This is a genomic window from Pseudoflavonifractor intestinihominis (assembly GCF_040096055.1).
Lineage (GTDB): Bacteria > Bacillota > Clostridia > Oscillospirales > Oscillospiraceae > Pseudoflavonifractor > Pseudoflavonifractor intestinihominis.
In genome coordinates this window covers 140,224-163,608 of record NZ_JBBMFK010000003.1, presented here as the reverse complement: position 1 = coordinate 163,608, position 23,385 = coordinate 140,224, and the positions used below count along the sequence as shown (strand labels likewise).

Sequence of the window (23,385 nt, the reverse complement as noted above, 5' to 3'; positions counted from 1 at the left end):
GGTATAGTATAACACGGTTACTCTGTGATATCAATAGAAAAATCACGTAATCTAATATTTAAAATTATATTAAAAAATATGGGTAAAAAAGGAAGAATAATTGGAAAGAACGCCGGAGGCGGCCGGGGGGTTTGTACAATTCGCGCAAATACAACTTCCAATTTCAACGGAATTATGGCATAATGAGAGCATAACACTGGGAGGGAAGACCATGAAAAAGCGTGCAAGACAAATTTTTGTGCTGTTGGTCACATTGGTATTGTCTGTGGGGTGCCTGATAACGCCTGCGTGGGCCCAGGAGGACGAGGGCAAGACCGCCACCATCCTGTTCACCCACGATATGCACTCCCATCTGCTTCCGGCGGAAAAGGAGGGCGGCGGGGAGTACGGCGGCTTTGCCCGGCTGATGACCGCCCTGGAGGACGAGCGGGCCCAGGCGGAGGCGTCGGGGTACGCCTGCATCACGGTGGACGGGGGCGACTTCTCCATGGGCACCCTGTTCCAGACCATCTATACCACCCAGGCAAGCGAACTGCGCAGTCTGGGGGCCCTGGGGTACGACGCGGCCACCTTCGGAAACCATGAGTACGAGTACCGGGCGGACGGTCTGGCCAAGATGCTGGAGGCGGCTGTCCGGAGCGGCGACCCGCTGCCCGCCCTGGTCCAGGCCAACTACGTCACCCCCAAGGACCCGGAGGGGGACAAGGCAGTGGTGGAGGCCATGGCGGACTATGGCGTCACCGACTATGTGATGATCGAGCGGGACGGGGTGCGCTTCGCGGTGTTCGGCGTCCTGGGCGAGGACGCGGACGCCTGCGCGCCCATGTCGGGCATGGAGTTTGAGCCCATTGTCCAGGCGGCCCAGCGGGTGGTGGACGAGATCAAGGCCAACGAGGAGTACGATTTTCTCATCTGCCTGTCCCACAGCGGCACCAACCCGGACCCCAAGAAGTCGGAGGACGAGCTGCTGGCCAAGAACGTGGACGGCATCGACTTCATCGTCTCCGGCCACACCCACTCCACCATGGTGGAGCCCACGATTGTGAACAACACCGTCATCGGCTGCACGGGGGAGTACTGCACCAACCTGGGCAAGGTGACCATCAAAAAGGACGCGGAGGGCAACAACGCGGTCCTGGACTACGAGCTGATCCCCATCGACGAGAACGTGCCGGAGAATGCCCAGATCGCCGCCCAGGTGTCCGGGTACAAGGACCTGGTGGAGACGGAGTATCTGTCCCAGTTCGGCATGACCTTTGACCAGGTGCTGGCCTACAGCCCCTTCGACTTCACCCCTGTCTCCCAGTTCGCCCGGGAGCAGGAGGAGGACAGCCTGGGCAACCTGATCACCGACGCCTATATCTACGCCGTGCGCCAGACCGAGGCGGGCACCAACGCGGCGCCCATCACGGCGGCCTTTGTCAACTCGGGAGTCATCCGGGCTAGCTTCTCCCAGGGGGACATCACGGTCTCCGACGCCTTCAACGTCAGCTCCATCGGCTCGGGCGCGGACGGCTCGCCGGGCTATCCGCTGATCGACGTGTGGCTTACCGGCAAGGAGCTGAAGACCGTGCTGGAGCTGGACCCGTCGGTGGGACCCATCTTCTCGGGCGCCCAGCTGTACAGCTCCGGTGTGCGCTACACCTTTAATATGCACCGGATGCTCTTCAACCGGGTGACTGACCCGGCCCTCCTCCACTCTGACGGCACCACCGAGGCCATTGACGACAACAAGCTCTACCGGGTGGTGACCAACCTCTACTCCAGCCAGATGCTGGGCACCGTGACCGACATGTCCTACGGCATCCTGAAGATCACACCCAAGGACGAGTGGGGCAACCCCATCACCGACTATGAGGCCCACATCATCCACCTGGAGGACGGCTCCGAGCTAAAGGAGTGGTACGCGGTGGCCACCTACCTGGCCTCCTTCACCCCCACGGACGGCGTGCCCCAGGTGCCCCAGCGGTACGCGGGGCCTGAGGGCCGCAAGGTGCGGGATGAGAGCGTCAACCCCGTCGCCCTGCTCCGCCAGCCCAACTGGATCACCCTGGTGGTGCTGGGCGTGGCGCTGGTGCTGGTGGCCCTGGTGGTGTTCATCATCTGCCGGGTGGCCACCCGGAAGCGCCGCCGCTCCCGCCGCTCCGGCGTCCGGAGAGGCTACCGGGGTTACAGGGGATAACAGAGCCCATCCGCAAAAGGGAACCGGAACGGTTCCCTTTTGTGCTGTCTGGGCGGTTCAGTCCTTGGGCTTGGGGCGGAAGATGAGGGCGGAGAGCCAGCTGAAGAAGATGGCGGCGGTGATGCCGCCCGCTGCGGCGGTGACGCCGCCTGTGAGCACCCCCAGCACCCCCAGCACCCCCTGTTCCTCCACCGCCTTGGCCACGCCTTTGGCCAGCAGATAGCCGAAGCCGGTGAGGGGGACGGTGGCCCCCGCGCCGCCGAACTCCACCACGTATTTGTACAGCCCCAGGCCGCCCAGCACCACGCCGGAGACCACATAGGCCACCAGGATGCGGGCGGGGGTCAGCTTGGTCTTGTCGATGAGCAGCTGGCCGATGAGGCAGAGCAGGCCGCCGCACAGAAAGGCCCGGCCATATTCCCACAGCATTTCCATTGTGATTCCTCCTTTATACAGTCTCGCAGCCCGGGGCCGCCAGCGCCACCGCGTGGCAGATGGCGGGGATGGACTCCCCCTGCTGGGTGGAGGTGGGGGAGAGGAGGGCCCCGGTGCCGCAGAAGAGGAGCCGCTTCCACCGGCCCCGCTTCAGGCCGTCCATCAGATACCCGTTGAGCACCACGGCGGAGCAGCCGCACCCGGAGCCGCCGCAGTGGACATCCTGACCCTCCAGGTCGTAGATCATGGTGCCGCAGTCGGCCAGGTTGGACAGCTCCACCCCGTCCCGGCGGAACAGGTCCTTCACGATGTCCCGGCCCAGCTTGCCCAGGTCGCCGGTGAGGATCAGGTCGTAGCAGGAGGGTTTACGCCCGGTGTCCTGAAGGTGGGCCTTGATGGTCTCGTAGGCGGCGGGGGCCATAGCCGCGCCCATATTGTTGGCGTCCTTGATGCCCTTGTCCGCGATCTTGCCCGTGGTCACGTGGGTCACCCTGGGCCCGTTCCCCTGGGCGGCCAGAATGGTGCAGCCCGAGCCGGTCACCGTCCACTGGGCGGTGGGGGTGCGCTGGCCGCCGTACTCCAGAGGCGTGCGGTACTGCCGCTCCGCCGAGCAGAAGTGGGAGGAGGTCAGGGCCGCCGCATGGCGGGCAAACCCGCCGTCGATCATCAGCGCCGCCAGGGACAGGCTCTCCGCCATGGTGGAACAGGCGCCGTACAGCCCGTAGAAGGGGATGTCCTGTCCACGCAGGGCAAATCCGGTGCCGATGCACTGGTTCAGCAGGTCCCCGGCGAAGATATAGTCCAGGGCCGGGGCGGCCAGCTCCGCCTTGTTCAGCGCCATGGACAGAGCCAGCCGCTGCATGGCGCTCTCCGCCTTCTCCCAGCTCTTCTCGCCAAAACTGTCGTCCTGCTCGATGTGGTCGAAGAAGGACGAGAGCGGGCCGTCGCCCTCTTTTTTGCCCACCACGCTGGCATAGCCCGCCACAGCGGGCGGGCAGGCCAGCGCCACCGTCTGGGAACCCAGACGCTTTGTCTCCATACGCGCCACCTCACATGTTCGGATATGGGCCTAGTTTGAACAAAAAGAGAAGAAAATATAAGGGTACATTTTGTCGGCGGATGTGCTGGTCAAACGGCGGTATTTGCGGTATAATGCTATTATCTGTTCGCAGAGACGGCATTGCTGTCTCCGGCGGCGAAATGAGGGATTTTTTTCATGGAACAAGAGAGCAAACGGACGCTGGCCTACATCTGCCCCTCCTGCCGGCAGAGCGTGATCGTGGAGCGCAGCGTCTTTCAGCTGGCCGCCTCGGCCAATGAGCTGCCCTGTCCCTGCGGCAAGTCCGCCCTCCGGGTGGAGATGATGGGGGACCGGGTGAAGCTGACCGTGCCCTGCCTGTTCTGTCAGACCGAGCACACCGTCACCTGTTCCGCCAGGGCCTTTCTCCACGAGAAGGCGCTGGCCTTCTCCTGCGCTGCGTCCGGCCTGGACTGCTGCTACGTGGGAGAGGAGGGGCCGGTGTTTGCCGCCGTGCGCCGCCTGGAGGAGGCGGTGGACAAGGTGGAGCGCGACGCGGGGGAGAAGGGGACCTTCCTGGACGAGCTGGTGATGCACGAGGTGCTCTCCGAGCTCAAGGACATCGCCGCCCGGGGCGGCATCTCCTGCGCCTGCGGCTCCAAGCGGTGGAAGATGCAGGTGAACTACAGCTCCATCGACCTGTTCTGCGCCGACTGCGGCGCGGCCATGCGCATCCCCGCCGCCACCGCCTCGGACATCGACGACATCTGCTGCAAGAACACCATTGTGATCCACGGCGCCCACAGCGGGCGCTGAGGACGGGCCCTGTCCCCCCAGGACAGGGCGGACTGCCGGAGAGGACTCCGGCAGCCTGGGCATACCGGGAAAGGAAGAACGATCTTGAGCGTTTACTATGAAAATACCTACCCTGTGGACTCCCGGGACGTAGACCCCTTTGACCAGTGCCGGCCTTCGGCCCTGCTGGGCATCCTCCAGGAGGCGGCCACCTCGGCGGCGGTGGAGCTCCACGTGTCCCGGGACGAGATGATCGACCGGTACAACGTGTTCTGGATGCTCTCCCGCATCTGGTACCGGCTCTCCCGGCCCCTCCACTGGAGCGAGCCGGTGACGGTGCGCACCTGGCACCGGGGCGCCCACGGCGCCGCCATGTACCGGGACTTTGACCTCTTTGTGAAGGGGGAGCCGGTGGGGGAGGCGGTGTCCTCCTGGGTGCTGGCCGACCTGGACACCCACAAGCTGTTCCGGCTGAGCAACGTGGAGGAGTTCGCGGGCACCGACGGCGGCGCGCTGTGCAAGGACAGGCGGCTGACCAGCCTGCGGATGCCCGGGGACCTGACCCTGGCCGAGCACCGCACACTCCACTACAGCGACGCCGACATCAACGGCCATGTCAACAACGTGCGCTACGCCGACTTCGCCTGCGACGCCCTCCATCTGGAGCGGATGGCCAGCGGGCAGTATGTGTCTGAGCTCCAGCTGTGCTACCTGGCCGAGTGCCGCCCCGGCGAGGCCATCGACCTGTTCACCGGCCAGGCGGAAGAGAGAAAGTTGGTCCAGGGTATGGGCGAAGAGGGCAAAATCCGCTTCGATGCAGCCCTCACTTTGGCCAACCTGCAAGAATGAACGGACCGCCTCTTGACAAGACGGTTCGTACGCCGTAAAATAGGAAAAATTTATTCGGATGGGACAAGTGTCCATTTGCAGTTCCAGACTTCATGCGCATGGAGTTTTATCCCGTATACCGAGTGAAAATTCACTGGAAAAGATAAAGGAGATGCGATATGGTCAATACCGATGAGCGACAGAAGTTTACCAAGCAGGGCCTGACCTTCGACGACGTGCTGCTGGTCCCCGCGGCCAGCGACGTGCTCCCCGCCGACATCGACCTGCACACCCAGCTTACCAAGAAGATTCAGCTGAATATCCCTCTCATGAGCGCCGCCATGGATACCGTCACCGAGTACCGCATGGCCATCGCCATTGCCCGTGAGGGCGGCATCGGCATTATCCACAAGAATATGTCCATCGGCGCTCAGGCCGAGCAGGTGGACATGGTCAAGCGCAGCGAGAACGGCGTTATCACCAACCCCTTCTGGCTGGCTCCCGGCCACACCCTGGCCGAGGCGGATGAGCTGATGGCCAAGTACCGCATCTCCGGCGTGCCCATCTGCGACAACGGAAAGCTCATCGGCATCATCACCAACCGGGACATGAAGTTCGAGGTGGACATGTCCCAGCTCATCGACAACGTGATGACCAAGGAAAACCTGGTCACCGCCAAGGAGGGCATCACCCTGGAGGAGGCCAAGGAGATCCTCCGCAAGCACAAGATCGAGAAGCTCCCCCTGGTGGACGACGAGTTCCGCCTCAAGGGCCTCATCACCATCAAGGACATCGAGAAGGCCACGGTGTACCCCAACTCCGCCCGTGACGCCAAGGGCCGCCTGCTGGTGGGCGCCGCCATCGGCGTGACCAACGACGTGCTGGACCGTGTGGCCGCCCTGGTGGAGGCCGGCGCCGACGTGCTGTGCCTGGACTCCGCCCACGGCCACAGCCACAATATCCTGGAGTGCGTCAAGCGCATCAAGGCCCTGTACCCCGACGTGCAGCTCATCGCCGGCAACGTGGCCACCGCCGAGGGCACCAAGGCCCTCATCGAGGCCGGCGCCGACTGCGTGAAGGTGGGCATCGGCCCCGGCTCCATCTGCACCACCCGCGTGGTGGCCGGTATCGGCGTGCCCCAGATCACCGCCGTGTACGACGCCGCCTGCGTGGCTGACAAGTACGGCATTCCCATCATCGCCGACGGCGGCGTGAAGTACTCCGGCGACATCGCCAAGGCCATTGCCGCCGGCGCCAACGTGGTCATGCTGGGCTCCCTGCTGGCCGGCTGCGAGGAGTCCCCCGGGGACACCGAGGTCTACCAGGGCCGCCAGTTCAAGGTCTACCGCGGCATGGGCTCCCTGGGCGCCATGGCCAAGGGCTCCAGAGACCGTTACTTCCAGCAGAACAACAAGAAGCTGGTCCCCGAAGGCGTGGAAGGCCGCGTGCCCTACAAGGGATCTACCTCCGACACCATCTATCAGATGATGGGCGGCCTGCGGGCCGGTATGGGCTACTGCGGCTGCGGCACCGTGTCTGAGCTGCAGAAGAAGGCCCAGTTCATCCAGATCACCGCCGCCGGTCTCCGCGAGAGCCACCCCCACGACGTGTATATCACCAAAGAGGCTCCCAACTACACCATCAACGCCCAGCACTAAGCTGTTTAAAAGTGCCCGTACCGGACAGGTACGGGCACTTTTGCGCACTTTTTGAGGAAGCGACAGGAGACGCCAAAGAAAACTCTTGCAATTTGGAAACAGATAGGTTACAATATGGTAACAAAAAGTTTCCGAACGGAAACGGGTTTGAGGAGTGGACACATGAAGAAGCGTTTTTCCTGCGCCTTACTCGGACTTGCACTGACGATCAGCCTCAGCGGTCATGCGCTGGCGGCAGAGAATACCACCGCCCCCGTGGTGGTGAACGGCGTGGAGCAGACCAATTTCCACGCCACCCTGTACGGTGATACCACCTACACCTCCTTCTACGGCGTCACCCTGGCCCTCCGGCCCGACGCGGTCATTACCTGGGAGAACAACCAGCTGGTGGCCCGGGCGGACGACTTCACCATGTATGCCCGCATCGGCACCAACTTCCTGGTCATCAACGACCGGTACCTGTACATCCCCGACGGCGTGAAGGTGGACGACACCGGCGATACCCTGGTGCCCACCCGGGTGCTGGCCACCGCCCTGGGCGCGGCCATCGGCTGGGACGGCTCCGTGACCTACACCTCCGCCGGTACCCCTCTGGCCTCGGGCAGCACCTACTACGACGCCGAGACCGTGGACCTGCTGGCCCGGGTCATCACCCACGAGAGCGGCAACCAGCCCCTGGAGGGCAAGATCGCCGTGGGCAACGTGATCCTCAACCGGGTGGCCAGCCCCTCCTTCCCCAACACGGTGAAGGAAGTGCTCAGCCAGCCCAACCAGTTCCCCGGCGCCACCAACTGCGAGCCCAACAGCGAGTCCATCCTGGCCGCCAAGCTCTGCCTGGAGGGCGCCATGGAGGCTCCCGGCGCCTACTGGTTCAACGGCGCGGGCATCTCCTGCTGGGCCTCTCTCAACAAGAGCCACATCGTCACCATCGGCGGACATTCCTTCTACGGTTGATATCACAGCGGCCTCCCACAGGAGGCCGCTGTTTTTTCGTCCTTGACTTTCAGGCGGGAACATGGTACTTCTTTGACTGAACGATGAAACTGTGCCCGGCGGACGCGCCGGAGAAGGAGAACAGACATGAACCTGATGATCGCCTCGGATATCCACGGCTCCGCCCGGTACTGCCGGGACCTGCTGGCCGCCTTTGACCGGGAGGGCGCGGACCGCCTGCTGCTGCTGGGGGATTTGCTCTACCACGGCCCCCGGAACGACCTGCCCGACCAGTACGCCCCCAAGGAGGTCATCGCCCTGCTGAACGAGCGTAAGAGCCGTCTGCTGTGCGTCCGGGGCAACTGTGAGGCAGAGGTGGACCAGATGGTGCTGGAATTCCCCGTCCTGGCCGACTACGCCATATTGTGGGCGGGTGAGCGGATGATTTTCGCCACCCACGGACACCACCACAACAAAAGCGCCATGCCGCCCCTTCAGCCCGGGGATATCCTGCTCCACGGCCACACCCACATCCCCGCCTGGGAGAGGGTGGGGGAGAACCTGTACCTCAACCCCGGCTCGGTGTCCATCCCCAAGGAGGGGAGCGAGAGAGGGTACATGACCTTCGACGGGACCACCTTCCAGTGGAAGAACCTGTCCGGCCAGGTCTACCACACCCTCAGCCTGTAAACTCCACAGCGGGCATATGTTCCCGGCAGAGCGTTGAAAAAACACTCTGCCGGGAATTTTTGTGCTGTCTGTAACAATCCGTGGAGATGCCGCGTGTAATAGGCAGAACGGAAGAAGGAGGCGATGAGCATGGAGCGGGAAGAGGCGGCGCGGCTGGTGGAGGCCCACAGCCAGGCGGTGTACCGGCTGGCCTACGCCCGCACCGGCAGCCGGGAGGACGCCGAGGACATCACCCAGGAGACCTTTCTCCGGCTGGTGCGGGCGGCGCCTGTGTTCCGGGACGAGGCCCACTGCCGGGCCTGGCTGCTCCACGTGGCTATGAACTGCACCCGGAGCCTGTTCCGCAGGCCGTGGCGCAGGCGGGACCTGCCCCTGGAGGAGGCGGCCAACGCCGCCGCGCCGGATGGGGAGCGGGGGGACGTGCTGGAGGCGGTGCTGGCCCTGCCGGAGCAGTACCGGGCGCCGGTGCATCTCTTCTACTACGAGGACCTGCCGGTGGAGGAGATCGCAAAAATTCTGGGGCTGCGGGAAGGCGCGGTCCGCACCCGGCTGAGCCGGGCAAGAGGGATGCTGCGGGACATGCTGAAGGAGGATGAGGAGCATGCTTGAACGGGAATACCACAGGGAAATGGACGCCGTGGCCCTGACGGAGGAGCAGAAGGAGAAGCTGGTGGACATGATGACCGGAACGGCCAGAGCGCCCCGAGCAGGCCGGGCGGGACGGACCGCTCTGGCAGCTGCGGCGGTGTGCGCCGTGCTGGCCGTGTCCGCCCTGGCCTATGTCACCGGCGCATTGGACTTCCTGAAGGGCAGGGAGGAGTACCAGTTCCTGGGCCAGGCGGCCTTCTATGAGGAATACGCTCAGCGGGTGGACCTGCCCGACACAGCGGACAGCGAGGACACCCTGACCATCGAGTACACGGCCATGGACGAGAATTTCTGCACCGTGTTCTACACCCTCCGGACGGCGGAGCCTATGGAGGCCTGGTCCCAGCGGGAGCATCTGCCCATCTCGTCGGACGCGCCCGACCTCTGGCAGGCCATGGGCCTGGAGCCCGGCTTTACCCTGGAGGCGGACGGGGAGACGCTGACCGGCGGGCAGGACGGCCAGCAGTATCTGCTGGACGCCAACACCCTGGTGGGCATGGCCCGGCTGCCCCTGAACCGGGCCGGGGCCCTGGCGGACGGGGAGACCGTCACCCTGAAGGCGGAGGCCCCCCTGGGGGACTGGGACGGCGTATCCGACCGGGGGGAGGCCGGGCAGTGGAGCTTTACCCTGACGGCTGAGCCTATGGAGGGGCATACTGACATGCTCGCCGCCCCGGCGGCGCTGGGGGAGCGGCAGGTGGAGGCCCTGAGCGTCACCGTCTCCCCCCTGGGCACGGTGCTGCGGGCCCGGGTGACGGTGCCCGAGGAATACCGGGCGGAGCCGGACCTGTGGGGCGGCCTGGGCTGGTTTGTGGTCCGGGATGAGGACGGCAGGTACTACCCCTACGACGTGCTGACCTCGGAGGCAACGGAGGACGGCGCCGCCTGGGAGGAGTCCTATATCCTCTACGGCCTGGAGGACCCGAAGACCCTGGAGCTGCTGCCGGCGGAGCTGGAAGGCGGATTTGTCACCGTGGGCCTGGAGGACCTGCCCTGGCAGGGGGAGGGCGGTTACACCTTCGCGTCCTTCACGGTGGAGGAGGGACAGATGGCCCTCCGGCTGGAGCCGGACGGCGCAGTGGGCAACACCGGTTACTGCGGCAGTATCGCCTACTTCCTGGACGGTGCGGGGGAGAAGCTGTTTTACGGCGACGGGGCCCCCGACGTCTACCAGAACAGCTACACCGACTGGCGGGACGGCAGCGTCACCATCACCTGGTCCCTGGACGAGGCCGCACAGGCCCAGACGGAGGGGCTGGCCGGGTTGGAGCTGTACGAGGAACACTATGTGCCGCAAGAGGGGACAGGCGTCCTGCTCCCACTGACAAAGTGAAGAAAAAACAGCGAGGGGCGCCCGCCGGATCTCCGGCGGGCGCCCCTCTTTCCTGCGGAACCCCTTGAAATCCGGTCACTTTTCCAGTATAATATGACAGATTGAACCAAGACCGCTGCGGTCTGCTATGATATCACAGGAAAGCGTGAGAGATTTGAAGTACGATTTTGCCAGCATCGAGCCCAAGTGGCAGAAGAAATGGGCGGAGGAGAAGACCTTCCACTGTGAGAACCACAGCGACAAGCCCAAGTTCTATGCCCTGGTCGAGTTCCCCTATCCCTCCGGTCAGGGCCTCCACGTGGGCCACACCCGGCCCTACACCGCCATGGACGTGGTGGCCCGCAAGCGCCGCATGGACGGGTACAACGTGCTCTTCCCCATGGGCTACGACGCCTTCGGCCTGCCCACCGAGAACTACGCCATCAAGAACCACATCCACCCGGCCAAGGTGACCCACGACAACATTGCCAACTTCACCAAGCAGCTGCACATGCTGGGCTACTCCTTTGACTGGGACCGGGTCATCAACACCACCGACCCCAGCTACTACAAGTGGACCCAGTGGATCTTCCTCCAGCTGTACAAGCACGGCCTGGCCTACAAGACCACCATGCCCGTCAACTGGTGCACCTCCTGCAAGTGCGTGCTGGCCAACGAGGAGGTTGTGGAGGGCGTGTGTGAGCGCTGCGGCTCCCCCGTCATCCGCAAGGAGAAGAGCCAGTGGATGCTCAAGATCACCGAGTACGCCCAGCGCCTCATCGACGACCTGGACGACCTGGACTTCATTGAGCGGGTGAAGATCCAGCAGAAGAACTGGATCGGCCGCTCCACCGGCGCCGAGGTCACCTTCAAGGCCACCACCGGCGCCGACATCGTGGTGTACACCACCCGGCCCGACACCCTCTTCGGCGCCACCTATATGGTCCTCTCTCCCGAGCACGAGCTGGTGAAGAACTGGCTGGAGAAGGGCATCCTGAAGAACGCCGACGAGGTGAAGGCCTATCAGCGTGCCGCCGCCTCCAAGTCCGACCTGGAGCGCACCGAGCTGAACAAGGAGAAGACCGGCGTGTGCCTGGACGGCGTGAAGGGCGTCAACCCGGTCAACGGCAAGGAGATCCCCATCTTCATCTCCGACTACGTGCTCTCCACCTACGGCACCGGCGCCATCATGGCCGTGCCTGCCCACGACGACCGCGACTGGGAGTTTGCCAAGAAGTTCGGCTGTGAGATCATCGAGGTGGTCTCCGGCGGCGAGGACGTGCAGAAGGCCGCCTTCACCGCCAAGGACGAGACCGGCATCCTGGTCAACTCCGACTTCCTCAACGGCCTGACCGTCAAGGACGCCATCCCCGTCATCACCAAGTGGCTGGAGGAGAAGGGCATCGGCCACGCCAAGGTCAACTTCAAGCTCCGGGACTGGGTGTTCTCCCGCCAGCGGTACTGGGGCGAGCCCATCCCCATGGTGTACTGCGAGAAGTGCGGCTGGCAGCCCCTGCCCGAGGACCAGCTGCCCCTGCTCCTGCCCGACGTGGACTCCTACGAGCCCACCGACGACGGCGAGTCCCCCCTGAGCAAGATGACCGACTGGGTCAACACCACCTGCCCCCACTGCGGCGGCCCCGCCAAGCGTGAGACCGACACCATGCCCCAGTGGGCCGGCTCCAGCTGGTACTTCCTGCGGTATATGGACCCCCACAACGACAAGGCCCTGGCCTCCAAGGAGGCCCTGGCGTACTGGAGCCCCGTGGACTGGTACAACGGCGGCATGGAGCACACCACCCTCCACCTGCTGTACAGCCGGTTCTGGCACAAGTTCCTCTATGACATCGGCGTGGTGCCCACCAAGGAGCCCTACCAGAAGCGCACCTCCCACGGCATGATCCTGGGTGAGGGCGGCGAGAAGATGTCCAAGAGCCGGGGCAACGTGGTCAACCCCAACGACGTGGTGGCCCAGTACGGCGCGGACACCATGCGCACCTATATCATGTTCATCGGCGACTTTGAGAAGGCCGCCTCCTGGAGCGACAACGCAGTCAAGGGCTGCAAGCGCTTCCTGGACCGCGTCTGGAACCTGTCCGAGCAGCTCACCGACGGGGAGGGCTACTCCGCCGCCAATGAGAGCGCCATCCACAAGACCATCAAGAAGGTGTCCGACGACATCGAGGCCATGAAGTTCAACACCGCCATCGCTGCCCTCATGGCCCTGGTCAACGACTTCTACGCCAACGGCTGCTCCAAGGGCGACTACGCCGCCCTGCTGCTCATGCTGTCCCCCTTCGCGCCCCACATGGTGGAGGAGCTGTGGGAGACCCTGGGCTACGCCGCCCAGCGGGGCGGCATGGCCTGCCAGCAGTCCTGGCCCGCCTACGACGAGAGCAAGACCATCGACGCCCAGGTGCAGATGGCCGTCCAGGTGTGCGGCAAGCTCCGCGCCACCATCACCGTGCCCATGGACAGCGACGAGGCCACTGTGGTGGCCGAGGCCATGAAGGACCCCAAGGTCCAGAAGTTCACCGAGGGCAAGAACCTGGTCAAGACCATCCTGGTGCCCAACAAGCTGGTCAACCTGATTGCCAAGTGATGATGAGAGGCGTGCATCACATCTCCCTCAGGGCCCCGGGGGCCGGGGCCTTTGAGCAGGTGCTGGACTTCTATCAGAACGTGCTCTCCTGCCCGCTGGTCCGCCGGTGGGGCCAGGGGGACGGCCAGGGCGCCATGCTGGACCTGGGCAACACCCTGCTGGAGGTGACGGCCAACGGCGGGGAGGAGCAGCGGGGCTTGTTCGCCCACATCGCCTTTGCCACCGATGACGTGGACGGGATGATCGTCCGGGTGCGGGCCGCAGGCTGCCCGGTGCTGGTGGAGCCCGGGGACCGGAACCTGGGCGGGGACTATCCCATCCGCATCGCCTTCTGTGCCGGACCGGTAGGGGAGGAGCTGGAGTTCTTCCAGGAGCGGTAAGCGTCCAGGGCCACATCAAGGAAATTTTTTCCCTTTAAAAGATTCCCTTGACAAGACGCTGAATTTTTCATATAATACTACTGTTAAAGCCATATCTAGGCGAAACCGCCTATGCCTGTGGCCCTTTCACGGCAGACAGGTCTGCCGCGTCGGAGGGAGGGGAAATCAATGTCGGAAGTCCGTGTGAAAGAGGGCGAGTCCCTGGAGAACGCCCTGAAGCGTTTTAAGCGCAGCTGCGCCAAGTCGGGCGTCCTGGCCGAGGTGCGTAAGCGCGAGTGCTATGAGAGTCCGAGCGTCAAGCGCCGCAAGAAGTCTGAGGCCGCGCGCAAGAACCGCAAGAAGTTCTACTAAGAATATAAAACCCCGCAGCCGGAAGGCTGCGGGGTTTTTGCTGCCCCGGGCCGGAAACGCGGCGTATCAATCCTCCCTCATCTGCGCACACTGTGGGGGAGGTGATGCAGTATGCGGCGGGAATACAACGACATGTACGCCCTCTTCCGCCACGAACCCGGGGCGGAGGAGTACTTCGAGCGGCTGCCCAGCTATCTTCAGGACCGCATCCGCCCCCGCTACCAGATGGTGAACTCCTTTGCAACGCTGGAGGCATGCGCGGAACGGTTCTGTGGGCCGGAATGAATAGAAAGGACGGGCCAGGACTTCCCCAAATGCGTAGGAATTGACAATTGAAAATTTTTGCCTGTGCTCTATAATGGGGAAAGTTCCTTTTGGGACTTTCCCCATAGTCTATGTGTGTATTCAGAATTCAGCAGAGAGCCAGGTGTGTGATGGAAAAGACGATAGTAAAGAAGAGAGAATCTGCCGGACGGGAGAACAACATCCTCCTGCTGACCGGCCCGATTTTTGTGGAGCTGCTGCTCCAGATGCTGGTGGGCAACGCGGACCAGATCATGGTGGGCTGGGTGGACCCCAACGGCGTGGGCGCCATCGGCAACGCCAACCAGGTGACCAACCTGCTGCTGCTGGTGTTCTCCGTGGTGTGTACCGCCTCCATGATCCTGATCTCCCAGTATATCGGCGCCCGGGACACCAGGAGCGTCAACGAGACCTATACGGTCTCCCTGTTCACCAATATCGTCTTCGGCGTGGCGGTGAGCCTGATCCTGGTGCTGGGCTGCGGACCCATCTTCCGGCTCATGGGCGTCCATGAGGAGATTTTTGAGAAGACCTGCCTCTATATGCGCATCATCGGCGCGGGCATGGTGTTCCAGTCGGTATACCTGACCTTCACCGCCTTCTTTCGCTCCAGCCAGATGATGAAGGAGACCATGGTCATCTCCGTGTTCATGAACTGCCTGAACATCGTGGGCAACTACATCCTCATCAACGGCGTGGGTCCCCTGCCCGCACTGGGCATCGCCGGCGCGGCCATCTCCAGCGGCCTGAGCCGCCTGGTGGGCGTCATCATCATCGCCCTGCTCTTCTGGAAGAAGTTCGGCCCGGTGATCCGGTTCTCCCAGCTGCGGCCCTTCCCCAAGGACCAGCTGCGGCGGCTGCTCCGCATCGGCGTGCCCGCCGGCGGCGAGTCGGTGAGCTACAATATGTCCCAGATCTGCATTCAGACCGTGTGCAACCGCTTTGCCACCTACGTGGTGAACACCCGTGTGTACGCCAACATCTTCGCCAACGTCACCTACATGTTCGGCTCGGCCATGAGCCAGGCCTGCCAGGTGGTGGCCGCCCGGCTCATGGGCGCGGAGCAGGTGGAGGAGACCAACCGCCAGGTGCACCGCACCGTACTCTTCTCCCTGGTGATCTCAGGGGCGGTGTCGGTGCTGCTGTTCCTGGTCTGCGAGCCGGTCTACAGCCTCTTCACCACCGACCCCCAGGTGCTGACCCTGGCCAAGACCATCATGCTCATCGAGATCCCCCTGGAGCTGGGCCGGGCGGTGAACATGACCATGTGCCGGGCCCTCCAGGCCTGCGGGGATATCCGGTTCCCCATCAGCATCTGCGTCATCGACGCCTGGATCGTGGGCGTGGGCGGCAGCTGGCTGCTGGGCGTGGTGTTCGACATGGGTCTGGCGGGCCTGTGGATCGCCATGGCGGCGGACGAGTGTATCCGGGCCGGGCTTTTCCTCTGGCGCTGGCACAGCCGCGCCTGGGTGAACAAGCGCCTGCTGGCAAACTAAAAGATAAAAGGACTGCCTGTCGCAAAAGACAGGCAGTCCTTTTTACGTGGTGGGCACAAAGGGGTCTCCCACGCTGCCGGAGCCGGCGAATCCCGCGGCATCCAGGGCGATCACCGGACGGACGCCCCAGGTGTCGGCGGCGTCCCGCATGTAGAAGTACCCGTCGGTCCCCAGGATGCGCACCATGGAGCCGTTGTTGAAATAGGGGGTGTCCATCCAGCAGGGGGCGCCGGAGAGCAGCCCCTGCCGGGACAGGGAGGCCATCAGGCCGATGTCGGGCAGGCGGACGGTGTCGGTGCAGTCCATGGCCACCGCCTCCTCCATGCCCCGGTCGCTGTAGGCCGGCACGTGGAAGGCGAAGAAGTCGTTGAAGCCGGAGTCGGCCAGGTCCCGATCCGTGATGGACAGCAGCACCCGATGGCTGCCCGTCGCCAGCATCTCCCGCTCCGACTGGTCAAAGGCTGCGGTGAGGAAGTCCCCGTTGAGCCACGCCCGCAGGTCGGAGTCGCTCCAACGGCTGCTGCCGAAGTCCCCGTCCTGGTCAAAGGCCCGTTGGTCCACCGGCTCCGCCGCCAGGAGCAGCCAGGTGCCGTCCTCCTGCTGTTCCGCGGCCTGCCACAGAAGGGGCTTTCCCTCCCAGGCGCCCAGCTGGACGTAGGCGCCGGTCTCCAGGGTGTTGTGGGGCAGCTGTGCCCGTATCAGGGAGATGCCGGCGGGCACGGCCAGCAGCAGGAGGAGCACACCGGCGGTGCTCCCCGCCAGCACGGCGGCGGGGCGGAGCACCCGCTCTGCCGTGGAAAGCCGGTACCCCAGCCAGGCCAGCACCAAGAGGAGCAGCAGGTCGATGAACTGGGCGAAGGCGAACATGTGCTTGGCCAGGTCCCCCTCGCCGTTGGTGACCGTGGGCATCAGGAACTGGTAGGCCATGGAGCCCAGCACGGTGAGCGCCAGGAGGGCGGCGGAGAGCTTGTCCTTGCCCGCACTCTTTCGGCCCGCCACGGCCCGCCACAGGGCCCAGCAGCCCGCCGCCGTGATGAGCCCAGCGGCCAGCCAGGTGTTGACGGGCAGCTGGCCCCGCAGCCAGCTCCAGCCGCCGAAGCGGCCGGCAAAGGTGAGCCTGGGGTGGGTGGCGTCCAGGTTGGAGAGGTAGTAGGGCCGGATAAAGCCGGTGTGGGCCATGGCCACGTCCAGCTTCTCCAGGTAGTAGCCCGGGTGGGAGAGGTAGAAGAACAGCAGGTCGAACTTGGACACCTGGGAGAAGTCCGCCTTGAACTGCTCGCTCTCCCGGGCGGGGGCCACCCGGTCCATGTAGTAGTTGGAGTTGGCGTATTCCGCCATGTAATCCGGAAGCCCCAGGTCGGAGAGGTACTGATCGGTCTGCTCCGGGGTGGTGTCCTTGAGGACACCGTAGAACACAGCGTTGTAGTTGGTCTCATAGTCCATCCAGCCGGGAAGGGAGAGGTACACCGTCCCCAGCACCGCCACGCAGGCCACAGCGCCGCCGCACAGCCACTTCCGGTGCTTCTTCTCCGAGCGGAGGAAGAGGACCGCGCCCATGCCCAGGGCGCACAGAGCGGCCACCGGCAGGTTGATGAACTTGCTCCAGCCGTACACCACGCAGGCGAGGAAGTACCACCCGGCATTCCAGCCTAGGCTGCCCCGGCGGGTCAGCAGCCGCAGGCCGAACACCGCCATGGCCAGCAGGCCCAGCATCTGCACCGGCTCGCTGTACAGGGAGTTGAAGTAGGTGATATACCCCTCGTCGCACAGGACGAAGAGGACGGCCAGCTTCACCAGCAGGTCGCACCACAGGGAGGGCAGCCGGAAGGAGCGGAACAGCAGGAGCAGCAGCCCGGCGTAGCACAGCAGGTAGATGAGGCCCAGCACCTGGATGTGGTAGGTGTCCAGGCTCTGGCCGGTGAGGGCGTTGAGGGCCAGGTTGCCCGCCAGGGAGGCCCGGACGAACACCAGATGGATGGAGGGGTAGGCGGCGGTGTTGTCCAGATTGAAGAGCAGGTTCCACAGCTTTGCCCCGGCGGAATCCCCCTGAAAGACCATGCGGAAGGTGTCCTCGTACACAAAGGAGCCGGTGCTCTCCGCGTAGTCCAGGGAATTGGTGCTCATCACCCGGCCGAAGTCCCCGTTGTTGGACAATCCCGCCCCGCCGCCGGCGAAGAGCACCAGGGCCATAATGACGGCGGCCAGGGCGGCCAGCAGGAGGGGGCCGAACCGGTCGTAGAATTGGGCCGCCCGGAGGGCGGAAGGCTGTCTGTTCATAGGTCACCTCACGGAAAATGGGGATGGTGGGGTCACAGGGCCGCCTTCAGGTCGGAGAGGAAGCCCTCCACGTCGGCGGCCTGGGTGGCGAAGGAGGTGACCAGCCGGATGACCGTGTGGCGCTCATCCTGGCGGGTCCACACCTCATAGGCGCACAGAGCGTCCAGCACGGGGAGCAGGCTGTCGGGCACCACGGGGAACACCATGTTGGAGGCCGAGCGGGGGGCCATGGGAATGCCCATGGCCTCCAGGCCGGACTGGAGGGCCTGGGCCATGTCCACCGCGTGGCGGGCGATGGTCCAGTAGAGCCCGTCCTCCAGCAGGGTCTGGAACTGGAGGCCCAGCAGCCAGCCCTTGGCCAGCACCGCGCCCCGCTGCTTCTTGATGCGGAAGAAGCCCTCCTGAAGGGCCGGGTTGACGATGACCAGGGCCTCGCCCATGAGGGCGCCGTTCTTGGTGCCACCGATGTAGAACGCGTCGGTGAGGCGGGCCAGGTCGGGGAGGGTCACGTCGTTCTCCGCCGCGCCGAAGGCGGCCCCCAGCCGGGCACCGTCCAGGAACAGGAGAAGGTTGTTGGCCCTGCAGCAGGCGGAGAGGGCCTCCAGCTCGGCCAGGGTGTACACCACGCCGTTCTCGGTGGCGTCCGAGATGTAGACCAGCCTGGGCAGCACCACGTGCTCGTTGCGGCCCTCCTCCACCAGCGGGAGGATGAGCTCCGGGGTCAGCTTGCCGTCGGGGGCGGCGTGGGCCTGGAGCAGCTTGTGGCCGGTGGCCTCCACCGCGCCGCCCTCGTGGCCGTTGACGTGGCCGGTGTGGGCGCAGATGACCCCCTCCCAGGGGCGGAGGAAGGCGGCGATGGCGGTGAAATTGGTCTGTGTGCCGCCGATGAGGAACTGGACGTCCGCCTCAGGGCAGCGGCACAGGTTTTTGATGAGCTGGGCGGCGCTGGCACAGTAGTCGTCGGCGCCGTAGCCGATGACGTGTTCGCCGTTGTGGGCGGCGATGGCGGAGAGGACGGCGGGGTGGGCGGCCTCGGAGTAGTCGTTGCGGAAATTGTACATATGCGTCACCTCATAGACGAAAAGGGGCCGCAGGCCGCCCCGGGAGCTGGGGCAGGCCTGCGGCCGCCGGGAATCAGAATTTGAAGCTGTCCTTCAGGCTGACGGACCGGTTGAACACCAGGTGGTCAGGGGAGGAGTCCTTGCTGTCCACACAGAAGTAGCCCTGGCGCAGGAACTGGAAGGAGGCGGGGGCGGCGGCGTGGGCCAGGCTGGCCTCTACCTTGGCGCCGGAGAGCACCTCCAGGGAGTTGGGGTTCAGGCAGTCCAGGAAGTTCTTGTCGCCGGCGTCGGGGTCGGCGTCGGAGAACAGGTTGTCGTACAGCCGGATCTCCGCGTCCACGGCGGTGGCGGCGTCCACCCAGTGGATGGTGGCGCCCTTCACCTTGCGGCCGTCGGCGGGATCGCCGCCCCGGGAGTTGGGGTCGTACTCACAGAGGACCTCCACCACGTTGCCGTTCTCGTCCTTCACGCAGCCGGTGCACTTGATGAGGTAGGCGCCCTTCAGGCGGCACTCGGGTCCCTCGGGGTAGAGGCGCTTGTACTTGGGCACCGGGGTCTCCAGAAAGTCCTCGGCCTCGATATACAGGTGGCGGGAGAAGGACACCTCGCGGGTGCCGTCCTCGGGACGGCTGGGGTTGTTCTCCACGGCGAAGGTCTCGCTCTGGCCCTCGGGGTAGTTGGTGACGGTGAGCTTGATGGGGCGCAGCACCGCCATGCGGCGCAGGGCCACCTCGTTCAGGTCCTCCCGCAGGCAGTGCTCCAGGAAGGCGAACTCCACGGTGGAGGCCGCCTTGCTCACGCCGTTGCGCTCGGAGAAGTTGCGGATGGACCGGGGGGTGTAGCCACGGCGGCGCAGGCCGCACAGGGTGGGCATACGGGGGTCGTCCCAGCCGGAGACCCGGCCCTCCTCCACCAGCTGGCGCAGCTTCCGCTTGCTCATGACGGTGTAGTTGATGCCCAGCCGGGCGAACTCGATCTGCCGGGGCTTGGCGGGCAGGTCGCAGTGCTCGATGACCCAGTCGTACAGAGGCCGGTGGTCCTCAAACTCCAGGGAGCACAGGGAGTGGGTGATGCCCTCCAGGGCGTCCTCGATGGGGTGGGCGAAGTCGTACATGGGGTAGATGCACCACTTGTCGCCCTGGCGGTGGTGGCGCATGTGGTTGATGCGGTAGATGACGGGGTCGCGCATGTTGAAGTTGCCGCTGGCCAGGTCGATCTTGGCCCGCAGGGTCATGCGGCCGTTCTCAAACTCGCCGGCGCGCATCCGGGCGAACAGGTCCAGGGACTCCTCCACGGGGCGGTCTCGCCAGGGGGAGCGGGCGGGGGTGTTCACATCGCCCCGGTACTCCTTGAACTGCTCGGGGGTCAGCTCGCAGACGTAGGCCAGGCCCTTCTTGATGAGCTCCACGGCGCAGTCGTACATCTTCTCAAAGTAGTCGGAGGCGTAGTAGAACCGGTCGCCCCAGTCGTAGCCCAGCCAGTGGATGTCCTCCTGGATGGCCTCCACGTACTCCACGTCCTCCTTGGTGGGGTTGGTGTCGTCCATGCGGAGGTTGCACAGGCCGCCGTACTTCTCAGCGGTGCCGAAGTCGATGAAGATGGCCTTGGCGTGGCCGATGTGGAGGTAGCCGTTGGGCTCGGGGGGAAAGCGGGTATGGACGGTCATGCCCTGGAACTGACCACCCTGGGCGATGTCCTCGTCAATGAAATCATGGATGAAGTTTTGGGTCATGGTGGTGTTCAGTTCTTCGGTCATGTTGTTTCACTCCTTAAATGTTCCATTTCTGCCGTGCCGCCGGAAGGCAGCCAGCTAAATCCTTATTTTACCCGCTGCATACAGAAATTGCAATGGATTTCTCACAACAGGGCGGAAAAATCTGTCTCCCTCCGCCCTCAGCCCACCACGTTGATGGGGTTGCCCTCCAGATAGGCGGTGATGTTCCCCGCCAGCAGGGAGATGAGCCGCTGTCGGGTCTCCAGGCCCTTCCAGCCCATGTGGGGGGTGAGGATGACATTTTCCATGTTGTAGAGGGGGTTGTCCTCGGCCGGGGGCTCGGTCTCCTGCACGTCCAGGCCCGCGCCCGCGATGGTCCCGGATCTCAGGGCGTCGATGAGAGCGGCTTCATCCACCAGGGCGCCCCGGGCGGTGTTGATGAGGAAGGCGGTGGGCTTCATGAGGGCCAGGGTGTCCTTGTTGATGAGGTGGCGGGTGGAATCGGTGAGGGGGCAATGGAGGGAGACATAGTCGCTCCGACGGAGCAGCTCCTCCAGGCTGACGCAGGTCACGCCGGGGCCGTAGTCCCGGGGGGTGCGGCTGTAGACCAGCACCTCCATGTCCAGGGCCAGGGCCACCTTTATCACCGCCCGGCCGATGTTGCCCGCGCCGATGAGGCCCAGAGTCTTGCCATTGACCTCCACGTGGTCCAGGCCCAGGCAGCGGGTGAAGTTGCTCCGGTCGCCCCGCTCCAGCATCCGGATCTGGGCCCCCATGGAGGAGCTGAGGCAGAGCAGGAGCATAATGGCCGTGTGGGCCACCCGCTGGGAGCTGTAGGCCGGGATGTTGCACACGGTGATGCCTCTGGCCTTGGCGGCGGCCAGGTCGATGTTGTTGTAGCCGGTGCCCGCCTCGCAGATGAGCTTCACCGAGTCGGGGAACCGGGCGATCAGCTCTGCGGGCACGGGCAGCTCCTTGGTCACGGCGATCTCGCAGCCCTGGAGCCGCTGGATCATCTGCTCCGGCGTGCTGTCGTCATAGATGGTGACGTGGGGGGCCAGGGAAGTCAGGTCCAGCTTCCCGTCGTAGTTCATTTTCGCGGCGTTGAGCACCACGGTGGTTCCGTTCATGGATATCCTTCCTCTCGAGACTGATTGAGCTTACTATATCAGCCCCGGGCGGCGTTGACAAGGGGACAGAAAAGAGCGGCGCGGGAATTTTCCGCGCCGCTGACAGATATTCAGAGCATTACCGGGCGTAGGCGGCCCGGCCGGTCTCGTAGAGGTTGCCGCCCTGGGCGTCGATGGCCACGGTGAGGGGCAGGTCCTGGACGGTCATCCGCTTGACCGACTCACAGCCCAGGTCCTCAAAGGCGATGACCTCCACCGTCTTGATGCACTTGGCGATCAGGGCTCCGGCGCCGCCCACGGCGGCGAAGTACACCCCGCCGTTGCGGACCATGGCGTCCACCACGGCCTGGGACCGCTGGCCCTTGCCGATCATGGCCCGCAGGCCCAGGTCCAGCAGCCGGGGGGCGTAGGGGTCCATACGGCTGGAGGTGGTGGGGCCGCAGGCCCCCACCGCCATGCCCTGCTGGCCGGGAGTGGGACCGGCGTAGTAGATGACCGCGTCCTTCAGGGGAAAGGGCGGCTCCTTGCCCTGGTCCAGCAGGGCGAAGATGCGCTTGTGGGCCGCGTCACGGGCGGTGTAGATGGTGCCCGACAGGAGCACCCGGTCCCCGGCCCGGAGGGAGGAGGCGGCAGCGGGCAGCTGCTCGGTTGTAAGAGAGAGCGTCTGTGCCATGGCTTATTCCTCCGTCAGGGGCGTGGGGGCCTTGGGGGGCTCCCCTTCGCGGCAGATCTGGAGCAGCTTCTCCAGGGCGGTGTCGTGCTCGGCGAACTCGGCGGTGATGTGCTCCAGGCTGCGGGCCACCCGGTCCAGCTCGCCGGAGGCGTGGGAGATGGTGGCGTCCACATCGGTGCGCAGACGGTCATACCCCGCCTCCACCCGGGTCAGCCACTGATTGACCTGCTCCCGGGTCTCCTTGGCCTTTTTCTCAGCCTCGGCCTGGACGGCCTGGGCCCGGTAGTGGGCGTCCAGCTCGATGCCGCCCACCCGGTCCTTGACGCCGGCGTAGGCTTCGGCGTCCGCCTCCGAGCGGGACAGGCGGGACCGGGCGGCGGAGAGCTCCTCCTCGGCCCGGGTCAGCCGGGCGGTCTTCTCCTCCAGCTCCGCCCGGACGGCGTCCAGCGCGTCGCTCTTCTCCTTCAGCTCGGCGGCCAGAGCCTCGGCCCGGGCGGACAGCTCCTCCTCCCGGACGGCGGCGTCCGAGAGCTTCTTCTCCGCCTCGGAAGCCGCCTTACGGGCCTCTTCCAGGTCCCTGGTCAGGGCGGCTACCTTCTCCCGGTGCTGCCGGGAGGAGGTCTCCACATAGTTCAGCACATCCTGCTTATGAAATCCGCCGAAGGCCACGCTGCGGAACTGCTGCTCACTCATATGAGACACCTCGTCTTTTCCTCAGGAGTGTGGGATGCTGCCCACGGATAACCCCTGGATTGATTCGTGATTATCATTGTAGCATAGATCCAAAGACGATACAATCATTTATACCGCAGGGACGGGGAGAGAAAAAATTTCTCCCCCCGCTGAGATATTCCGCCTTCCCACAGGGTATTATGGGTGAAAAGCTTTTCAGAGAGGAG

General features: G+C 64.6%; 21 protein-coding genes. 13 read left to right on the top strand and 8 right to left on the bottom strand.

What is annotated here, in order from left to right; genetic code table 11:
* Positions 1 to 211: 211 nt before the first annotated feature.
* A complete protein-coding gene (locus WMO64_RS03100) occupies positions 212 to 2,182 on the top strand; it encodes a bifunctional metallophosphatase/5'-nucleotidase (protein ID WP_294522287.1) in 1,971 nt (656 codons plus the stop codon).
* A gap of 57 nt (positions 2,183 to 2,239) precedes the next feature.
* Here the strand turns inward: WMO64_RS03100 and spoVAE are convergent, their stop codons facing one another.
* Both spoVAE and spoVAD read right to left on the bottom strand, forming a co-directional pair.
* On the bottom strand, positions 2,240 to 2,617 hold the full coding sequence (spoVAE, locus tag WMO64_RS03095) for a stage V sporulation protein AE (protein WP_349230967.1): 378 nt from the start codon (positions 2,615 to 2,617) through the stop codon (positions 2,240 to 2,242).
* A 13-nt stretch (positions 2,618 to 2,630) separates the two neighbouring features.
* On the bottom strand, positions 2,631 to 3,656 hold the full coding sequence (gene spoVAD, locus WMO64_RS03090; RefSeq protein ID WP_349230966.1) for a stage V sporulation protein AD: 1,026 nt from the start codon (positions 3,654 to 3,656) through the stop codon (positions 2,631 to 2,633).
* 177 nt (positions 3,657 to 3,833) lie between these two features.
* Here spoVAD and WMO64_RS03085 point away from each other — a divergent pair, with 177 nt between their 5' ends.
* From WMO64_RS03085 to WMO64_RS03030, 12 genes are all read left to right on the top strand, one after another.
* Positions 3,834 to 4,451: a hypothetical protein gene (locus tag WMO64_RS03085; RefSeq protein ID WP_294522278.1), complete on the top strand. Its 618-nt coding sequence runs from the start codon at positions 3,834 to 3,836 to the stop codon at positions 4,449 to 4,451.
* A gap of 84 nt (positions 4,452 to 4,535) precedes the next feature.
* On the top strand, positions 4,536 to 5,279 hold the full coding sequence (locus tag WMO64_RS03080) for an acyl-[acyl-carrier-protein] thioesterase (RefSeq protein WP_294522276.1): 744 nt from the start codon (positions 4,536 to 4,538) through the stop codon (positions 5,277 to 5,279).
* Between the two features lie 158 nt (positions 5,280 to 5,437).
* On the top strand, positions 5,438 to 6,916 hold the full coding sequence (gene guaB, locus WMO64_RS03075; RefSeq protein WP_294522273.1) for an IMP dehydrogenase: 1,479 nt from the start codon (positions 5,438 to 5,440) through the stop codon (positions 6,914 to 6,916).
* A 162-nt stretch (positions 6,917 to 7,078) separates the two neighbouring features.
* Entirely contained in the window at positions 7,079 to 7,870 is a 792-nt protein-coding gene (locus WMO64_RS03070) for a cell wall hydrolase (protein ID WP_294522271.1), read from the top strand.
* A gap of 126 nt (positions 7,871 to 7,996) precedes the next feature.
* Positions 7,997 to 8,539, top strand: coding sequence for a phosphodiesterase (gene yfcE, locus WMO64_RS03065; RefSeq protein WP_349230965.1), 543 nt, complete (start codon positions 7,997 to 7,999; stop codon positions 8,537 to 8,539).
* 129 nt (positions 8,540 to 8,668) lie between these two features.
* Entirely contained in the window at positions 8,669 to 9,148 is a 480-nt protein-coding gene (locus WMO64_RS03060; protein WP_294522265.1) for an RNA polymerase sigma factor, read from the top strand.
* The gene (locus WMO64_RS03055) at positions 9,141 to 10,520 is read left to right on the top strand and encodes a hypothetical protein (RefSeq protein WP_349230964.1); all 1,380 of its coding nucleotides are present in this window, start codon (positions 9,141 to 9,143) and stop codon (positions 10,518 to 10,520) included. Before WMO64_RS03060 ends, WMO64_RS03055 begins: the two co-directional genes overlap by 8 nt.
* A 154-nt stretch (positions 10,521 to 10,674) precedes the next feature.
* On the top strand, positions 10,675 to 13,101 hold the full coding sequence (gene leuS, locus WMO64_RS03050) for a leucine--tRNA ligase (RefSeq protein WP_349230963.1): 2,427 nt from the start codon (positions 10,675 to 10,677) through the stop codon (positions 13,099 to 13,101).
* 11 nt (positions 13,102 to 13,112) lie between these two features.
* A complete protein-coding gene (locus WMO64_RS03045) occupies positions 13,113 to 13,481 on the top strand; it encodes a VOC family protein (protein ID WP_349230962.1) in 369 nt (122 codons plus the stop codon).
* A gap of 168 nt (positions 13,482 to 13,649) precedes the next feature.
* Positions 13,650 to 13,832 carry a 30S ribosomal protein S21 gene (rpsU, locus tag WMO64_RS03040; protein ID WP_294520882.1) on the top strand — a complete coding sequence of 61 codons (183 nt, stop codon included), beginning with the start codon at positions 13,650 to 13,652 and terminating at the stop codon, positions 13,830 to 13,832.
* Positions 13,833 to 13,943: 111 nt separating this feature from the next.
* Positions 13,944 to 14,117 carry a hypothetical protein gene (locus WMO64_RS03035; RefSeq protein WP_294520879.1) on the top strand — a complete coding sequence of 58 codons (174 nt, stop codon included), beginning with the start codon at positions 13,944 to 13,946 and terminating at the stop codon, positions 14,115 to 14,117.
* Positions 14,118 to 14,266: 149 nt separating this feature from the next.
* Positions 14,267 to 15,631 (top strand): MATE family efflux transporter, encoded by a 1,365-nt coding sequence (locus WMO64_RS03030; RefSeq protein WP_349230961.1) that lies wholly within the window; start codon positions 14,267 to 14,269, stop codon positions 15,629 to 15,631.
* 42 nt (positions 15,632 to 15,673) lie between these two features.
* Here WMO64_RS03030 and wsfD read toward each other — a convergent pair whose 3' ends face one another.
* The 6 genes from wsfD to WMO64_RS03000 form a co-directional block, all read right to left on the bottom strand.
* The gene (gene wsfD / locus WMO64_RS03025; RefSeq protein ID WP_349230960.1) at positions 15,674 to 17,908 is read right to left on the bottom strand and encodes a glycan biosynthesis hexose transferase WsfD; all 2,235 of its coding nucleotides are present in this window, start codon (positions 17,906 to 17,908) and stop codon (positions 15,674 to 15,676) included.
* Positions 17,909 to 17,940: 32 nt separating this feature from the next.
* Positions 17,941 to 18,969 carry a threonine aldolase family protein gene (locus tag WMO64_RS03020; RefSeq protein ID WP_349230959.1) on the bottom strand — a complete coding sequence of 343 codons (1,029 nt, stop codon included), beginning with the start codon at positions 18,967 to 18,969 and terminating at the stop codon, positions 17,941 to 17,943.
* 73 nt (positions 18,970 to 19,042) lie between these two features.
* Positions 19,043 to 20,725, bottom strand: coding sequence for a glutamine--tRNA ligase/YqeY domain fusion protein (locus WMO64_RS03015; protein WP_349230958.1), 1,683 nt, complete (start codon positions 20,723 to 20,725; stop codon positions 19,043 to 19,045).
* A 137-nt stretch (positions 20,726 to 20,862) separates the two neighbouring features.
* On the bottom strand, positions 20,863 to 21,813 hold the full coding sequence (locus WMO64_RS03010; protein ID WP_294520862.1) for a 2-hydroxyacid dehydrogenase: 951 nt from the start codon (positions 21,811 to 21,813) through the stop codon (positions 20,863 to 20,865).
* Between the two features lie 118 nt (positions 21,814 to 21,931).
* Positions 21,932 to 22,486 carry a Fe-S-containing hydro-lyase gene (locus WMO64_RS03005; RefSeq protein ID WP_294520859.1) on the bottom strand — a complete coding sequence of 185 codons (555 nt, stop codon included), beginning with the start codon at positions 22,484 to 22,486 and terminating at the stop codon, positions 21,932 to 21,934.
* Between the two features lie 3 nt (positions 22,487 to 22,489).
* Entirely contained in the window at positions 22,490 to 23,179 is a 690-nt protein-coding gene (locus tag WMO64_RS03000) for a hypothetical protein (RefSeq protein WP_294520856.1), read from the bottom strand.
* Positions 23,180 to 23,385 lie beyond the last annotated feature (206 nt).

Excerpts from the sequence above, each read along its gene's own strand:
- WMO64_RS03100 (WP_294522287.1), top strand. The coding sequence starts at position 212 with ATGAAAAAGCGTGCAAGACAAATTTTTGTGCTGTTGGTCACATTGGTA.
- spoVAE (WP_349230967.1), bottom strand. The coding sequence starts at position 2,617 with ATGGAAATGCTGTGGGAATATGGCCGGGCCTTTCTGTGCGGCGGCCTG.
- spoVAD (WP_349230966.1), bottom strand. The coding sequence starts at position 3,656 with ATGGAGACAAAGCGTCTGGGTTCCCAGACGGTGGCGCTGGCCTGCCCG.
- WMO64_RS03085 (WP_294522278.1), top strand. The coding sequence starts at position 3,834 with ATGGAACAAGAGAGCAAACGGACGCTGGCCTACATCTGCCCCTCCTGC.
- guaB (WP_294522273.1), top strand. The coding sequence starts at position 5,438 with ATGGTCAATACCGATGAGCGACAGAAGTTTACCAAGCAGGGCCTGACC.
- WMO64_RS03070 (WP_294522271.1), top strand. The coding sequence starts at position 7,079 with ATGAAGAAGCGTTTTTCCTGCGCCTTACTCGGACTTGCACTGACGATC.
- yfcE (WP_349230965.1), top strand. The coding sequence starts at position 7,997 with ATGAACCTGATGATCGCCTCGGATATCCACGGCTCCGCCCGGTACTGC.
- WMO64_RS03060 (WP_294522265.1), top strand. The coding sequence starts at position 8,669 with ATGGAGCGGGAAGAGGCGGCGCGGCTGGTGGAGGCCCACAGCCAGGCG.
- WMO64_RS03055 (WP_349230964.1), top strand. The coding sequence starts at position 9,141 with ATGCTTGAACGGGAATACCACAGGGAAATGGACGCCGTGGCCCTGACG.
- rpsU (WP_294520882.1), top strand. The coding sequence starts at position 13,650 with ATGTCGGAAGTCCGTGTGAAAGAGGGCGAGTCCCTGGAGAACGCCCTG.
- WMO64_RS03035 (WP_294520879.1), top strand. The coding sequence starts at position 13,944 with ATGCGGCGGGAATACAACGACATGTACGCCCTCTTCCGCCACGAACCC.
- WMO64_RS03030 (WP_349230961.1), top strand. The coding sequence starts at position 14,267 with ATGGAAAAGACGATAGTAAAGAAGAGAGAATCTGCCGGACGGGAGAAC.
- wsfD (WP_349230960.1), bottom strand. The coding sequence starts at position 17,908 with ATGAACAGACAGCCTTCCGCCCTCCGGGCGGCCCAATTCTACGACCGG.
- WMO64_RS03020 (WP_349230959.1), bottom strand. The coding sequence starts at position 18,969 with ATGTACAATTTCCGCAACGACTACTCCGAGGCCGCCCACCCCGCCGTC.
- WMO64_RS03015 (WP_349230958.1), bottom strand. The coding sequence starts at position 20,725 with ATGACCGAAGAACTGAACACCACCATGACCCAAAACTTCATCCATGAT.
- WMO64_RS03010 (WP_294520862.1), bottom strand. The coding sequence starts at position 21,813 with ATGAACGGAACCACCGTGGTGCTCAACGCCGCGAAAATGAACTACGAC.
- WMO64_RS03005 (WP_294520859.1), bottom strand. The coding sequence starts at position 22,486 with ATGGCACAGACGCTCTCTCTTACAACCGAGCAGCTGCCCGCTGCCGCC.
- WMO64_RS03000 (WP_294520856.1), bottom strand. The coding sequence starts at position 23,179 with ATGAGTGAGCAGCAGTTCCGCAGCGTGGCCTTCGGCGGATTTCATAAG.